This is a genomic window from Stenotrophomonas maltophilia (assembly GCF_039555535.1).
GTDB lineage: Bacteria > Pseudomonadota > Gammaproteobacteria > Xanthomonadales > Xanthomonadaceae > Stenotrophomonas > Stenotrophomonas maltophilia_Q.
In genome coordinates this window covers 4111820-4127393 of the sequence record NZ_CP154630.1, presented here as the reverse complement: position 1 = coordinate 4127393, position 15574 = coordinate 4111820, and the positions used below count along the sequence as shown (strand labels likewise).

Here is a 15574-nt window from a genome sequence, read left to right as displayed (position 1 = left end):
CATGTCCACGCCCCCCAAGTGCCGTCACCTGAACCGCATGACCACCGTGCTCCTGAGCCTGGGCAGCAACGTCCAGCCCCGCCGCTACCTCCACGCCGCGGTGACGGCCCTGCGCGAGCGCTTCGGCGCACTGCAGGTGTCGCCCGCCTACCGTACCGCCGCGGTCGGCTTCGACGGCCCGGCCTTCCTCAACAACGCCGTGGCGATCGACACCGACCTGCCGCTGCAGGAACTGGACGACTGGCTGCATGCGCTGGAAGACGCGCACGGCCGCGACCGCAGCGGGCCACGCTTCTCGGACCGGACCCTGGACATCGACGTGGTGTTCTACGGTGACCTGGTGGTGGAAGGCCCCGGCCATCTGCGCATCCCGCGCCCGGAGCTGAAACACGCCTTCGTGCTGAAGCCGCTGGCAGACATCGCGCCGGATTTCATCGACCCGGTCAGTGGGCAGGATCTGGCCACGCTGTGGCGCGCGCACCGGCAGCATGGCGAAGCGTTTGAGATCGTTGATCTGGAATGATCAGGTTGCGTTGGGGTCAGATCCCTTTTCCCGCAGTGAAAAGGGATCTGACCCCGTCGTCCGTCCTGCCCGGTGTCAACTGACCGTGCGCCCACCATCCACGCGCAATGTGTGGCCGGTGACGAAGCCGGCTTCGGCCACCAGCCAGTAAACCGCTTCGGCAATCTCCTCGACTGTACCGATCCGCGCCAGAGGCGTGCGCGCCAGCAGCGCCTCGCGGGCGAAATCGTCCTTGCCCTGTTCCGGCCACAGGATCGCGCCGGGCGCCACCGCATTGACCCGCACCTTCGGCGCCAGCTCCAGCGCCAGCGAACGGGTAGCCATTTCCAGCGCGGCCTTGGCCATGGTGTAGGCGATGTGGTCGCGCATCGGGTCGGTGCCGTGCAGGTCGGTCAGGTTGACGATGCAGCCTTGCTGGCGGCGCAGGTAGGGCGCGGCGGCCTGTGACAGCAGCAATGGCGCGCGCGCATTGACCGCATACAGCTCGTCCATCGCCTCGGCGGTCACCTGGCCGAGCGGGGTGGCATAGAAGTTGGAGGCATTGTTGACCAGCGCGTCCAGGCGGCCGAAGTGGGTGACGGCCTGTTCCACCAGATCGGGCAGGGCGTCGGCGTCACGCAGATCGGCCTGCAGCGCCAGCACGCTGCCCGGGCGCACGTTGTCGAAGTCGAACGCGGCCTGCTGCAGTTCCGCGCTGGAGGTGTTGGCGTGCAGCACCACCGACCAGCCGCAGGCGTGGAACTGGCGGGCGATGGCCGCACCGATCCGGCGCGCGCTGCCGGTGATCAGGACCACGGGGTGGGTATCGCTCATCGAGGGTCCTCCAAGGCTCGGCTATCCTGTGCACCATTGTCACCGCATTCGAAGACGCCATGCAGCCCACCTTCCCCCTGCCCGAATCCGATGCCCTGGCCCACAGCGACCAGCTGGCTGCCGCCCTGCGCGCCGAAATCCTTGCGCAGGGCGGGGCAATGCCGTTCTCCCGCTTCATGGAGCTGTGCCTGTACACCCCCGGCTGGGGCTATTACAGCGCCGGCGCCAGCAAGTTCGGTGGCAGTGGCGACTTCACCACCGCGCCCGAGCTCGGCAGCCTGTTCGCCGGCAGCGTGGCCAATGCGCTGGCCCCGGTGTTCGCCCAGCTGGGTGCGCAGGCGCGGATGCTGGAGCTGGGCGGCGGCACCGGCGCCTTCGCCGAGGCGGTACTGCTGCGCCTGGCCGAGCTGGACGCGCTGCCGTCGCGCTACGCCATCCTTGAACCCAGCGCCGACCTGCGCGAGCGCCAGCAGCAGCGCCTGCAGCAGAACCTGCCGGCCGAACTGGCCGCGCGTGTGGACTGGGTCGACCGCCCGTTCGAAGAGGACTGGGAAGGCGTGGTGTTCGCCAATGAAGTGATCGACGCACTGCCGACCCCGCGCTTCCTGATCCGGGATGGCGAGGTCTATGAGGAAACCGTTGAACTGGATGGCGACGGCAATTTCATCCGCGGCGCGCAGCCGGCCGACATCCTGCTCAATGGCGCGGTGCGCCACATCGAGCGCTATCTGGAGAAGCCTTTCGCCGAGGGCTACCGTTCCGAAGTACTGCCGCAGCTGCCGTACTGGCTGCAGGCGGTGGCCGGCGGCCTGCAGCGTGGCGCGATGCTGTTCGTCGATTACGGCTACAACCGCGGCGAGTTCTACCAGCACGATCGCGACGACGGCACCGTGCGTGCCTTCTACCGCCACCACGTGCACAACGACGTGCATCGCTGGCCGGGCCTGCAGGACATCACCGCATCGGTGGATTTCACCGCGATGGCCGAGGCGGGCATGCACGGTGGTTTCGAGCTGGCCGGCTACTGCAGCCAGGCCAGTTTCCTGCTCGGCAACGGCCTGGACCAGGTGCTGCTGCTGGCCGAAGAGCGTACGGATGAGGTCGGTCGCATCCAGCTGCGCGACCAGGTGAAGAAGCTGACCCTGCCCACCGAAATGGGCGAGCGCTTCCAGGCGATCGGTCTGCAGCGTGGCGTCGACTTCGAGCCGGCCTTCGAACTGGGTGACCTGAGCTGGCGCTTGTGAGCAGTGCGTTGCCGGTGATCAAGCCGCTGCGGCGGCCGCGGCTGTGGACCGTGTTGTGGGTGCTGGCGGTGTTGCTGGTGGTCGTGGTTTGCCTGATTCCACCACCGCCGATTCCGCTGCCGGAAAACAGCGACAAGGGCGAGCACTTCCTCGCCTACTTCATCCTGGCCGGCAGTGCGGTACAGCTGTTCCGTCGCGGGCGTCCGCTGCTGTGGGTAGGCGTGGGCTTGGTGCTGATGGGGATCGGCATCGAGTTCGCGCAGGGCGCGCTGACCACCAACCGCACCGCCGACCCGATGGATGCGATTGCCAACACTATTGGCGTGCTGGTCGGCATGACCACGGCCCTGACCCCGCTGCGCGACCTGCTGCTGCGCTGGCGCGGGTGAGGTTCCTGTAGAGCCGAGCCCATGCTCGGCTTTCCGGTTGAAATGCAGCCGAGCATGGGCTCGGCTCTACAGTAGATCCACGCCATGCGTGGATCCGGCCGCAAAGCGCCAACCAAGGTTGGCACCTACCTGAGCGTCACCTCATCCAGCACCCACATCGCCGGGCGCGTGTCGCCGGTGAAGTTGATGCACAGATCACCGGTGCCCTGCGTGCCCTTCGGCAGCGTGGCCTTCAGGGTCACGAAGCCATCGGCATCCGGCTTGGCCGGCAGCGGTACTTCAGCCAGCACCTTGCCGCTGCAGTCGCCGCGACGCACCAGCATTTCGCCATGCGCCCGCTTGGCTTTCTCGAAGCGACGCTTGGGTTCGTCGTGGGCCAGCTGGAAGTAGTACGGAATGCGGCCCGCGCGGACCTCCACGCTGCCGATGCCGTCCAGCTGTGCCTGCGGCCAGCGCCAGCACGGCTGGAAGATGTCGACATTGAACACCGCACGCGTTCCCTCGCGCGGGCCGTCGTCTTCCAGGCGCAGCACCAGGCCCTTCGTGCCCACGCAGCTGAGCAGCTCATCGCTGCGGCGACTGAGCAGCGACTGCGTGGTGAATGCCGCCACCGTCGGCTTCGCCGCCAGCATCCGTCCCTGGTAGAACGCGGCGGCCTGCACGGTGGCGGGCAGCGTCGCGGTCAATGGCTGCTGGTACAGCGGCGACTGCGCGCTCACCGCCTGGCCGTCGGTGCTGTAACGCACCTCATAGCCCAGCGGATTTGCCAGCGACACGGTCACGGTGTTGCCAGCTCGGTTGTCGGTGTAGTCCACACCCACTTCAAACGGCGTCTGCGCGTAGGCCAGGCCCCAGGCGCGGTAGCGCTGCAGCTGGGAGGGCAGGCGTGCGAGGAAATCGCGGAAGTCGCGATGCTCCGGTGTACTCCAGCCGGTCTCGGCCACGGCGGCCAGGCGCGGGAACAGGTTGTGCTGCAGGCGTGCGTAGGTGCGCGTGTGCTCGGTGAACATGTTGGCCTGCAGGCCGAGGATGTGCCCGCGCTTGTCGGCGGCCAGCTCGGCCGGCACCGGTTCGAAGTTGTACAGCTTGCCGAGGTTGACCTGGGTCGGGCGGCCCGGCGGCTCGTTCGGCGAGGCCGTCTGCAGGTAATCCAGATAGAGGTATCCGACCGGCGACATGATCACGTCATGGCCGGCGCTGGCGGCGGCCAGGCCGCCTTCGGTACCCTGCCACGACATCACCGTGGCCTGCGGCGGCAGGCCGCCTTCGAGGATTTCATCCCAGCCGATCAGGCGCCGGTCGTGCTCCTCCAGGAAGGTCTCCAGTCGCTTGATGATGTGGCTCTGCATGGCCATCTCATCCTTGATGCCCAGCGCACGCATGCGCTGCTGCACCTGCCTGGAGGCTTTCCACTGGTCTTTCACTGCCTCGTCGCCACCGACGTGCACGTACTTCGCCGGGAACAGCGCGATTACTTCTTCCAGCACGTTCTCGAGGAAGGTGACGGTGCTGTCTTCGGTGTTGAACAGGTTCGGGAACACGCCCCATTCGCTGATCGGCTTCAGCGGGGTATTGATCGAGCCCAGTTCCGGATACGCGGCGATCGCCGCGGTGGCATGGCCGGGCACATCGATTTCCGGGATCACCTGGATATGCAGCTTGGCCGCATAGGCGATCACCTCGCGGATCTGGTCCTGCGTGTAGAAGCCGCAGTAGGGATGCTCCTGGCCGCTGACCGGATCAATGCCGCCATCACCGGCGGGCAGCCGGCAGCTGCCCACGTCGGTCAGCTTCGGGTAGCGCTTGATCTCCATGCGCCAGCCCTGGTCATCGGTCAGGTGCCAGTGGAAGGTGTTGAGCTTGTGCGCGGCCATCGCGTCGAGCACGCGCTTGATCTCGTCCAGGCTCTGGAAGTGCCGGGCGGAATCGAGCATGAAGCCGCGCCAGCTGAAACGCGGCGCGTCCTGGATCTGCACCGCGGGCAGCACCCCGTTGCTGCCGCCGGTGGCGAGCTGGGCGAGGGTAGTCGCGCCATAGAAAAGACCGGTTTCGTTGCCGGCCTGGATCATCACGCCCTGCGCGGTGCTTTCCAGCGTGTAGCTTTCGCCGCTGTCGCGGAAGGTGGGCACGATCTCGAAGCGGATGCTGCCCGACTTGGCTGCCGCCGTGCCCTTGGCCGGCGCAAGGCGCGGGCCGCCGCTGCGGGCCAGCAGGTCGGCGAACTGGTTGGCGACGCGTTGCGCGGCTTCGCCTTCGGCCTGCAGCACGGTGTCGGCGCGGACGGTGATGCCGTTGCCCTGGCTGCGCTGCACGGTGGCCGGGGCCGGAATCAGCATCAAGCTGCCGGCGCGCAGCTGTGGGCCGGGTGCTTCAGCGGCGGGCGTGGGATCGGCGGCGAGTGCCGGCAACGCCGGTAACAGGGCGAGCAGGCTGCCCAGCAGCACTGCGCTGCGCATCCGGGCGCGGGAAGGCTTGACCATCGGTACGACTCCTTGGAACGGTGCGATGAACGCTATACATGAAAAACGCCGGGCCCGGAATGACCCAGGCCCGGCGTGCGTGCACGACTCGGCGATATTGCCGCCGCTGGATCAGTACTTGAAGCGGAAGTTGAGGTAGTACTGGCGACCGTTGCTGTAGAACGAGGTCGGGATGGCCGCGGTCTGGTAGTACTTGTAGGTCGGGTTGTTGAGGTTGAGCGCATCGAAGCTGATGCTCAGCCAGTCGGTGGCCTTGTAGCTCAGCGACGCCGACAGGGTGCCGAAGTCATCCTGGTAGTACGGGTTGGCACCGGACAGGCCGATCAGGAACGACGAACGGCGGGTGTAGCTGACGCGTGCACCGAAGGTATCGTTCTCGAAGTAGGCACCGATGTTGTAGGTGTTCTTCGAAGTACCCAGCAGGTTGTCGCTGCCGTCGGCCCAGGTGTGGTCGGTGCTGCCATCGGCGTAGGTGTAGTTGGCATTGACACCGAAGTACTCGCCGATCGGCTGCTCATAGGCCACTTCGATACCGCGGACCTTGCCGTCGGCATTGCGCGGGCGGGAGATGTTGTATTCCTCGAGACGGTTGGTCAGCTCGCTGAACAGCATCTCCTTTTCGGTGCTGAAGGCCACGTAGTCCTTCAGGCGCATCGAGTAGGCACCGATCGACAACATGCCGCGCGGCATGAAGTACCACTCCAGGTTGGCATCGAAGTTGGTCGACACCACCGGCTTCAGCTTCGGATTGCCGCCGCCGCCTGTCCGGTTCAGGTCCGAACCGTAGGACGAGGCACCCAGTGCCGAGAAGTCCGGTAGGGTCTGGGTCTGCGAGGCGGCCACGCGCAGCACCAGGTCGTCGCGCAGGTCGTACTTGAAGTTGGCGCTCGGCAGCACGCGGTTGTGCTTGTTCTCGAAAGCTTCGCGGGTCCACGCGCCGAACAGGCTGCTCACGTCCGGCACGGTCGAGCCGGTGGCGGCGGCGTAGGTATCGATATCCTGCTTGATGCTGACGTAGCGCAGGCCGACGTTGCCGCTCCAGCGGTCGCCGCTGAAGTTGCCCTGTACGTATGCGGCAAAGTTCTTCTCGGACACCTTCCACTCGGCGCCGTAGTTGTGGCGGCCGGTCGGGCCGTCATTGCCGGACAGCCAGGTGGAGTTGTTGGTCACCGCTTCCTTCAGTGCACCCGGGGTGAAGTACCACAGGTCACGCGGGAAGCTGCCACCGATGCCGTTGGCAAAGCCGCCGGGGAAGTTGGCCGTAGCGCCGTTCTTCAGCGCATTCCAGATCGCGCCCGGGGTTGCGCCTTCCGGCGACTTGGCCTCGCGCTTGTGGTCGCCGAAGCGGGCGCCGAAATCGATCGAGTTCAGTACGCCAGCGTCGGCGAAGTACTGGTTGAAATCGAGCGTAGCCCACTTTTCCTTGTCGATCGCGGTGACCTGCTGGTTGCCCCAGGTGCCGAAGTCGGTCACGCCGCTCGGGCCGATGTTGCCACCGACGTTCCAGTCGATCGGCGAGCCGTTGCCATGGGTTGCCCAGGTGGCGCCGCCACCACGGGCCAGGTTGACTTCGGCGATGTACTGGCGCGGCGTTTCGCCGGTGCCCTTGGTGCTGCCGGCCTGGAACTTCATGCCCAGGTTGTCGCTGATCTGCCAGTCGGCATCGAAGGTGATGTAGTTGGTCTTGGCCTTCGACTCGCGGTAGATCATGTCGTACACCGCGTAGTCGCGGTCGGCCTGGCCGGCGAAGGTGGCGTTGGACAGTACGCCATCCTTGACGACGTAACCCGGATTCGGGGCCTGGCCCGGAATCAGGATCTTGTTGCCATTGGCATCTTCAACGGTGCGGTCGTTGAGGATGCGGCCGCCCCACAGCATGAAGTTGCGGTTGTAGTTGTTCGCCTTCAGTTCCGAGCTGAAGCCTTCCAGGCCCAGGGTCAGGTTGTCCATCGGCTTGAACTGCAGCGAGATCAGGCCGCCCTTGCGCTCGCGGGTCTGTTCGAACAGGGTCGAGCCGAGCAGGCCCGGCGCGTACACGCCGGCCAGGTCCGGGTTGGACTTGGCCACGGTGCCATTCGGATCGATCTGGAAGAAGCCGCCCGGGATTTCCTGCGCTTCGCGGCGCAGTTCGCGCTTCTGGCTGAAGGCCTGCACCATCACACCGAAGTTGCCTTCGTCGTTCTTGTAGTTGAACAGTGCCGACAGCTGCGGGTCGTTGGACTTGGCTTGGTCCGAACGCACCATGCCGATGGAGCCTTCCGCCGTGAGCTGCTTGGAGAATTCCAGCGGCTTGCGGGTGAGGATGTTGACGGTACCGGTGGTGCCACCGTCCTGCAGCTTGGCCTGCGAGGACTTGTTCACCTCCACCGAGCGCACCAGTTCCGACGGCAGCAACGAGTAGCTGACGCTGCGGCCGACGTTGTTGCCCTGGCTGAGCACGAACCAGTCGGCGGTGCCGACGGTGTGGCCGTTGATCAGGGTCTGGGTCAGGCTCGGGCTGGTGCCGCGCAGGCTGACACGGTCGGCTTCGTCGAAGCCGCCTTCGTCGGCGCTGGACGAGCTGATGTTCACGCCCGGCAGGCGCTGCAGGGTGTCGGCCACGTTGTGCGCGGGCAGCTTGCCCACGTCTTCGGCGGTGACCACTTCCACGCGCGCATTGGCTTCGCGCTTGGTGTCCAGCGATTTTTCCATGGATCCACGGATGCCGGTGACCTGCACGGTATCCAGGTCGGTGGCGGTCTGGGCGGCCTGCTGCGCATGCGCACTGAAGGCGATGCAGCTGACGATGGCGGCCGAAAGCAGGGTCTTGCGGGTGTTCATGATGTCTCTCCTCATCACTCGATTGGATGCCGGCGGCGGTGTTCGGTTACGGTTGCGAAGACATGCGCGGGGCGGCGGCGAAGTCCCGTGCGTTGGCGTGCCACGTACTGCGTGCTGCGATTGCGTTGAAGCCTGTTGCGGTGTCAGGCGGCCGACTGCTGCAGGTACCAGCTGGCAGCGCCGACCACGCCCAGCTGGCCGTGCTCGACGACCTTCACCGGGATGCGTGCCAGTGCTTCGCCCATCGGCCCCTTCTGCAGGTAGCGTTCGACGAAGGTGCTGGCGTGCAGGTATTCGCGGATCTGCGGCAGGATGCCGCCGGCCAGGTAGACGCCACCATGGGCGCCATAGAACAGGGCCATGTCGCCGATGGTGCTGCCGAGCAGGCCGCAGAACACATCCAGCGCCTGGCGCGCATGCGCATCGGTATCGGCCATGGCGGCGGCGGTCACCGCATCAGGGCTGGCCAGCGTCGGCACCTGTCCCTGCAGCGCGCACACCGCGCGGTACAGGTTCATCAGGCCGGGGCCGGAGATCGCATGCTCGATCGACACATGGGCGCGGTCGCGCTGCATGTGGCGGACGATGGCCATTTCCAGTCCGGTGCTCGCTGCCAGGGTCGGCTGGCCGGCTTCCGTGGGCAGTACCACCGGGCCGTGCGCGGTGGGGATCCACAGCGCGGCACCAAGGCCGGTGCCGGGGCCGACCACCAGCGTCGGGCCGCGCGCAGCGGTCTCCGGCCCGCACAGGTGCAGCACGCCACTGGCGTCCACCTGCGCGGCGGCGTAGGCCACGGCTTCGAAGTCATTGACGATGTAGACCCGCTGCAGGCCGACGTCGGCCTCCACCTGGCGGGCCGACAGCGGCCACGGCAGGTTGGCGGTGATCACCGTGCCGTCCTCGCGGGCATAGCCGGCGCTGGCGACCACGCAGTGCGTGGGCCGTGGGCCTTCACCCAGGAAATCGGACAGGATCGCGCTGAGGCCGCCATGGTCGGCGTTGCGGTACTTCCGGTACTCCAGCACCTGCACCGGATGGGAGGCGTCGCCACTGGCCTGGACCCGGGCCACGCGCACATGGGTGCCACCAACGTCGGCAGCCAGGAACGAGGGCGCGACTCGGGACAGGACATGGGCCGGGGCGGGGTGGCTGGCGGTCACGCGGGCTCCTGCTGCAGGTGGGGCCGGCCCCGGGTTCGGGGGCAGCGATTGGGGCGGAGTCTGTAACCCCGCTGACAACGATGTCAACGAGTTCGTGACACTTTCGTTGCTGCGTCGCAACGAATGTGGTGTGCAGTAAACGTTTACATGGCGTGAGCATGGGTTTCACGCTGGAACCGTTGCTGCACGGGGCTCAAGGGCTGTGGCGCATTCAGCACGATCCGTTGCGATCGGGTTGCGCAGTGCAGCACGAGGTTCACGCGGCCACGCAGGGAAGTTGACAAACCGCGGTTGTCCATCGAAAGAATGTGACAACGTTGTTCCCAGCCACTCTCCGACGCCGCGTTCTGCGGCCGTCGCCGCAGGAGCCCTTCCCGATGTCCGCCGTCTCCGCTGCAAGCGTGCGCCCCAATGTGGCCACCTCCATCGCCATCGTCGGCGTGCTGTTCTTCCTGATCGGCTTCTTCACCTGGCTCAATGGCCCGCTGATCACCTTCGTCAAGCTCGCTTTCGAACTCAGCGAGGTCGGCGCCTTCCTGGTGCTGATGGTGTTCTACCTGTCCTACTTCTTCCTGGCGCTGCCGTCGTCATGGATCCTGCGCCGCACCGGCATGAAGAAGGGCCTGAGCCTGAGCCTGCTGGTGATGGCCGGTGGTGCCGCGTTGTTCGGCGAGTTCGCCACCCAGCGCTGGTACCCCGGCGCGCTCGGCGGCCTGTTCGTGATCGGCAGCGGCCTGGCCTTGCTGCAGACGGCCATCAACCCTTACATCTCCATCCTGGGGCCGATTGAAACGGCGGCGCGGCGCATCGCGCTGATGGGCATCTGCAACAAGATCGCCGGCATCCTGGCGCCGATCGTGATCGGTACCGTGGTGCTGCATGGCATCGGTGATCTCTCGGCAACGGTCGCCGCCGCCGATGAGGCGACCAAGGCACAGCTGCTCAACGAGTTCGCCGCCAAGATCCACGCGCCGTACCTGGCCATGGCCGGCCTGCTGGTGCTGCTGGCGGTGGGCGTGCTGTTCTCGCCGCTGCCGGAAATCAAGTCGTCCGAAGCCAATGCCACGCCGGTCGCGGCCGGTGCCGCCGAACGTCGCAGCATCTTCCAGTTCCCGCACCTGTGGCTTGGCGTGCTGTGCCTGTTCGTCTACGTGGGCGTGGAGGTGATGGCCGGCGATGCGATCGGTACCTACGGCCACGGCTTCGACCTGCCGCTGGACCAGACCAAGATGTTCACGGCGTTCACGTTGTTCGCCATGCTCATCGGCTACGTGGTCGGCCTGCTGGTGATTCCCAACGTGGTGTCGCAGTCGCGCTACCTGACCTTCTCTGCCGTGCTGGGCGTTGTGTTCTGCCTGGGCGCCTGGGCCACCCACGGCTACGTGTCGGTGGCCTTCGTGGCCCTGCTGGGCTTTGCCAACGCGATGATGTGGCCGGCGATCTTCCCGCTGGCCATCCGCGGCCTGGGCCGCTTCACCGAGACCGGCTCGGCCCTGCTGGTGATGGGCATCGCCGGTGGCGCGATCATTCCGCAGCTGTTCGCCGTGCTCAAGCAGCACATCGACTTCCAGCTGGTGTTCGTGCTGCTGATGGTGCCGTGCTACCTGTACATCCTTTTCTACTCGGTGATCGGCCATCGCGCTGGCCTGCCGCAGGACAAGGCCTGATCGGCGATGATGGACGGCAGCCAACCCCAGGGAAAACCCATGCGCAGAGCGACCATCAAGGACGTTGCGGAGAAGGCCAAGGTCTCGCTGAAGACAGTCTCGCGGGTGATCAACAACGAGCCTTCGGTGATGCAGGCCACCCGTGCGCGGGTGCTGCGTGCCATTGCCGAGCTCGACTACGAACCCGATCCGTCCGCGCGCAACCTGCGCAGCGGCACAACCTTCGTGATCGGGCTGGTCTACGACAACCCGAACCCGTACCACATCATCGGCGTGCAGAACGGCGTGCTCGCCGCCTGCCGCGAGACCGGGTTCGGGCTGCAGATCCATCCCTGCGATTCCAGCTCGCCGCTGCTGGCCGATGAACTGGCCGACTGGGTGCAGCGTTCGCGCCTGGCCGGGCTGGTGCTGACCGCGCCGATGTCCGAGCGCCGCGACCTGATCCAGGCGCTGACCGCGCGCGGCATCAAGCTGGTGCGCATCATCGCCGCCACCGAAGACCCGGCCGACGGCGCCTGCGTGTTCGTGGATGACCGCGAGGCTGCATATGAGATCACCGAGCATCTGATCCAGCTCGGCCACCAGCGCATCGGCTTCCTCTGGGGCGGCAGCTCGCACCGCTCGTCGGGCGAACGCTATGCCGGTTACGAAGCCGCGCTGAAGGACTACGGCATGACCGTGGACAAGCACCTGGTAGTGCAGGGCGACTACACCTTCGATGATGGTTTCCGTGGTGCGCGCCGCCTGCTGGCGCTGCGCGAACCGCCCACCGCCATCTTCGGTTCCAACGACGAAATCGCGGCCGGCGTACTGGCAGCCGCCAAGTCGGCCGGCATGAACGTGCCGTACGACCTGTCCATCGCCGGTTTCGAGGACAGCCCGTTCTCGCGCCAGTCGTGGCCGCCGCTGACCACCGCCAAGCAGGCCACCGAAGACATTGCCCGCCACGCCGCGCGCCTGCTGATCGCGCAGCTGCGCAGCGACGCCTACGACGACGCGCCGGCGCCGCTGCACAACCAGGGCTTCGTGCCGCAGCTGGTGGTGCGCGGTTCGACCGCGCCTATGCGCCCGGCCGGCGCACGCCCCCTTCCTCCCGATCCTGCCTGAGCCTGCCATGTCGCTGTCAGACCCCACCGCCACCCTGATGTTCGCCGAGGCCGCTGAAGCGGCCGACGTGGTTGCCCGCCAGTTCTCGCGCAACCACGCCACCATGGAAACCCTGGCCGCCAGCCTGCGCGCAGCACCGCCGCCGTTCGTTGTCACCTGCGCACGCGGCAGTTCCGACCACGCCGCCACCTACGGCAAGTACCTGCTGGAAACCCAGCTGGGCCTGGTGGTCGCCTCCGCGTCGCCGTCGGTGGGCTCGGTCTATGCCGCACCGCTGCAGCTGCGCGGTGCACTGTTCATCGTCATTTCGCAGTCGGGCAAGAGCCCGGACCTGCTGCGCAACGCCGAAGCCGCCAAGGCGGCCGGCGCACGCGTGGTCGCGCTGGTCAACGTCGAAGATTCGCCGCTTGCGCAGCTGGCCGACACGGTCATCCCGCTGCATGCCGGTGCCGAGAAGAGCGTGGCCGCGACCAAGAGCTACCTGGCCTCGCTGGCCGCATTGCTGCAGCTGGCCGCGTACTGGAAGCAGGACAGCAGCCTGCGCAACGCGCTGGACCTGCTGCCGGACGCGATGCGCGAGGCGTGGCAATGCGACTGGGGCGCGGTGACCGAGGGCCTGGTCGAGGCCACCAACCTGTTCGTGCTCGGCCGCGGCCTGGGCCTGGGCGCGGCGCAGGAAGCTGCGCTGAAGTTCAAGGAAACCTGCAGTCTGCATGCAGAGGCCTACAGTTCGGCCGAAGTGAAGCACGGCCCGATGGCGCTGGTTGACCGTGGGTTCCCGGTGCTGGCCTTTGCCCAGCCCGATGAGACCGGCGCCGGAACCCGTGCCGTGGTCGATGAGTTCACCTCGCGTGGCGCGCAGGTCTGGCTGGCCGGTGCCGGTGGCAACCTGCCGGTGGCGGCCGCGCCGCACCCGCTTTGCGCACCGCTGCTCACCGTGCAGAGTTTCTACCGCGCGATCAACGCGCTGGCGCTGCGTCGTGGTTTCAACCCGGATCTGCCGCCGCACCTGAACAAGGTGACGGAGACCGTGTAATGGTGACCGTGCTGCGCAATGCCCGCATCCTGGCGGGCGACGACTTCCGCGATGATCTGGCGCTGGTGATCGAGAACGGGCAGATCAGCGCCCTGTTGCCCGACGCCGCACCGCAGCTGGGCCAGGCCGATGAGCAGGTGGATCTGGGCGGCGGCTGGCTGCTGCCGGGCTTCATCGACGTGCAGGTCAATGGTGGCGGCGGCGCGCTGTTCAACAACACGCCCGATGTCGCCTCGCTGCGCACCATCGCGCAGGCGCACCGTCGCTTCGGCACCACCGCGATGCTGCCCACGCTGATCAGCGATGACGTGGGCGTGATGCGCCAGGCGATCGGTGCGATGCGCGAGGCCATCGCGCAGGGGGTGCCGGGCGTGATCGGTATCCATCTGGAAGGGCCGTACATCGCGCCGGCGCGCAAGGGCACGCACGATGCCAGCAAGTTCCGCGTGCCGGATGAAGAAGAGATCGCGCTGGCCGCGTCGCTGGACAACGGCGTGACCCTGCTGACGCTGGCGCCGGAACGCGTGCCGCTGGAGACCATCCGCGCGCTGGTCGAACGCGGCGTGATCGTTGCTGCTGGCCACACTGCTGGCACGTACGAGGAAATTCGTGCCGGCCTGGATGCCGGCGTGCGCGGCTTCACCCACCTTTACAACGCGATGTCGCCGCTGCAGGGCCGTGAGCCCGGCGCGGTGGGCGCTGCGCTGGAGGACCGCGACAGCTGGATCGGCATCATCGTCGATGGCGTGCACGTGCATCCGGCCAGCCTGCGCGTGGCACTGGCTGCCAAGCCGCGCGGTCGCCTGCTGCTGGTCACCGATGCAATGCCGCCGGTCGGTGCCGATGATCCCAGCTACGTGCTGTACGGCGAAACCATCACCGCCATCGACGGCGTGGTGCGCAATGCCGCCGGCTCGCTGGCCGGTTCGGCGCTGGACATGGCCACCGCCGTGCGTAACACCGTGCAGCTGCTCGGCCAGTCGCTGGCCGAAGCGGCACGCATGGCCTCGACCTACCCAGCGCAGTTCCTCAACGTCGATGATCGCCTGGGCCATATCGCCGAGGGCTACCAGGCCGACCTGGTGCTGCTCGATGACGCCCTGCAGGTGCGTGGCACCTGGATTGCCGGACAGTACGAGGCCGCCTGATGAGCGCAACGCCGCCACGCCGGCTGGGCTCGATCGATGCCCTGCGCGGCATCACCGTGGCGGCGATGCTGCTGGTCAACAATCCGGGTGACTGGAGTGCGGTGTTCGCGCCGCTGCGTCACTCGGAATGGCACGGCTGCACGCCCACCGATCTGGTGTTCCCGTTCTTCCTGTTCCTGGTCGGCGTGTCGATGGCCTTCAGCGTGGCACCGCGCGCGCTGGATGCCGCTGCGCGTCCTGCGCTGGCGCGCGGCGTGCTGGAGCGCGCGCTGCGCATCCTGGTGGCCGGTGCGCTGTTGCATCTGCTGATCTGGTGGGCGCTGGATACGCACCACTTCCGCATCTGGGGCGTGCTGCAACGCATCGCGCTGTGTGCGGCGTTGGTGGGCGTGCTGGCGGTGTATGCACGACCGCGCGTGCAGGCCGGCGTGCTGGTCGCGCTGCTGGTGGGCTACACCGTGCTGCTGCTCGGCATCGGCGACCTGGCACCGTGGACCAATCCGGCCAGCCGCCTGGATACCGCGCTGTTCGCGCCGTGGATCTATCAATGGCATGCCGATACCGGGCTGGGCCATGACCCGGAAGGATTGCTGAGCACGCTGGGTGCACTGGCCAGTACCGTGCTCGGCCTGTTGGCCGGTGGCCTGCTGCGCAGCGGGCGTGCTGCGGCGCTTGCCGGGCTGGGCGTGGCGACTACCGTGCTCGGTCTGCTGCTGGCCATCGTGCTTCCGCTGAACAAGCAGCTGTGGACGCCCAGCTACGTGCTGTGGACCGGCGGCCTGGCCGCGCTGGCGCTGTGGCTGGGCCACGTGCTGATCGACCAGAAGGGCTGGCCGGCGCTGGGCAGGCGCTTCGGTGTCAATGCAATCACCGCTTACCTGGGGGCGTCGGTGATGTCGGTGGTGCTGATGGCGAGCGGTGACTGGGGCTGGATCTGGCAGCAGTTGGCGACCGCCATGCCGCACGCATTGGAGCTGGCGTCGATGTTGCAGGCGATGGCGTTCGTTGCATTGTGGTGGGGTGTGGCGTGGTGGCTGGACCGGCGGAAGATCTATCTTAAGATCTGACCCCCGGCGGCGCGCCACATCCACGCCATGCGTGGATGCTCTCCGCGTGGCGCGCGATCACCCACATGATGAACGGTTTCAGCCGCGTAAAGGCGAGGTGATGCCCCATCAAGTTCGCAT

12 protein-coding genes are annotated in these 15574 nt (G+C 67.0%); 8 read left to right on the top strand and 4 right to left on the bottom strand.

The features are described 5' to 3' along the window. Window positions 1-37: 37 nt before the first annotated feature. A complete protein-coding gene (folK, locus tag AASM09_RS18990; protein ID WP_100443680.1) occupies window positions 38-523 on the top strand; it encodes a 2-amino-4-hydroxy-6-hydroxymethyldihydropteridine diphosphokinase in 486 nt (161 codons plus the stop codon). 75 nt (window positions 524-598) lie between these two features. On the opposite strand, the gene AASM09_RS18985 is transcribed toward folK, so the two are convergent. Beyond that, window positions 599-1336, bottom strand: a complete 738-nt coding sequence (locus AASM09_RS18985; protein WP_049429385.1) for a pteridine reductase — start codon at window positions 1334-1336, stop codon at window positions 599-601. Between the two features lie 59 nt (window positions 1337-1395). Between AASM09_RS18985 and AASM09_RS18980 the strand changes: the two genes are divergently transcribed. Next, on the top strand, window positions 1396-2580 hold the full coding sequence (locus tag AASM09_RS18980) for a class I SAM-dependent methyltransferase (RefSeq protein ID WP_049429386.1): 1185 nt from the start codon (window positions 1396-1398) through the stop codon (window positions 2578-2580). Next, entirely contained in the window at window positions 2577-2969 is a 393-nt protein-coding gene (locus AASM09_RS18975) for a VanZ family protein (RefSeq protein ID WP_049429387.1), read from the top strand. The genes AASM09_RS18980 and AASM09_RS18975 overlap by 4 nt, the downstream gene beginning before the upstream one ends. A gap of 125 nt (window positions 2970-3094) precedes the next feature. On the opposite strand, the gene AASM09_RS18970 is transcribed toward AASM09_RS18975, so the two are convergent. The 3 genes from AASM09_RS18970 to AASM09_RS18960 all read right to left on the bottom strand — a co-directional run bounded on the left by AASM09_RS18970 (window position 3095) and on the right by AASM09_RS18960 (window position 9429). After that, window positions 3095-5449: a beta-N-acetylhexosaminidase gene (locus AASM09_RS18970; RefSeq protein WP_049429388.1), complete on the bottom strand. Its 2355-nt coding sequence runs from the start codon at window positions 5447-5449 to the stop codon at window positions 3095-3097. A gap of 111 nt (window positions 5450-5560) precedes the next feature. Next, window positions 5561-8269: a TonB-dependent receptor gene (locus AASM09_RS18965; protein ID WP_049429389.1), complete on the bottom strand. Its 2709-nt coding sequence runs from the start codon at window positions 8267-8269 to the stop codon at window positions 5561-5563. Between the two features lie 143 nt (window positions 8270-8412). Next, on the bottom strand, window positions 8413-9429 hold the full coding sequence (locus tag AASM09_RS18960; RefSeq protein WP_049429390.1) for a glucokinase family protein: 1017 nt from the start codon (window positions 9427-9429) through the stop codon (window positions 8413-8415). A 377-nt stretch (window positions 9430-9806) separates the two neighbouring features. On the opposite strand from AASM09_RS18960, the gene AASM09_RS18955 reads away from it, so the two are divergent. From AASM09_RS18955 to AASM09_RS18935, 5 genes are read left to right on the top strand one after another with little or no spacing between them, the layout of a single operon-like run. After that, the gene (locus AASM09_RS18955; RefSeq protein ID WP_049429391.1) at window positions 9807-11096 is read left to right on the top strand and encodes a sugar MFS transporter; all 1290 of its coding nucleotides are present in this window, start codon (window positions 9807-9809) and stop codon (window positions 11094-11096) included. A 39-nt stretch (window positions 11097-11135) separates the two neighbouring features. Then, the gene (locus tag AASM09_RS18950; protein ID WP_049429392.1) at window positions 11136-12203 is read left to right on the top strand and encodes a LacI family DNA-binding transcriptional regulator; all 1068 of its coding nucleotides are present in this window, start codon (window positions 11136-11138) and stop codon (window positions 12201-12203) included. Window positions 12204-12210: 7 nt separating this feature from the next. Beyond that, complete coding sequence (locus AASM09_RS18945) at window positions 12211-13239, top strand: SIS domain-containing protein (protein ID WP_049429393.1); 1029 nt, start codon at window positions 12211-12213, stop codon at window positions 13237-13239. Continuing rightward, entirely contained in the window at window positions 13239-14387 is a 1149-nt protein-coding gene (nagA, locus tag AASM09_RS18940) for an N-acetylglucosamine-6-phosphate deacetylase (RefSeq protein ID WP_049429394.1), read from the top strand. Before AASM09_RS18945 ends, nagA begins: the two co-directional genes overlap by 1 nt. After that, complete coding sequence (locus AASM09_RS18935) at window positions 14387-15454, top strand: acyltransferase family protein (RefSeq protein WP_049429395.1); 1068 nt, start codon at window positions 14387-14389, stop codon at window positions 15452-15454. Before nagA ends, AASM09_RS18935 begins: the two co-directional genes overlap by 1 nt. The last annotated feature ends 120 nt before the right edge of the window (window positions 15455-15574 follow it).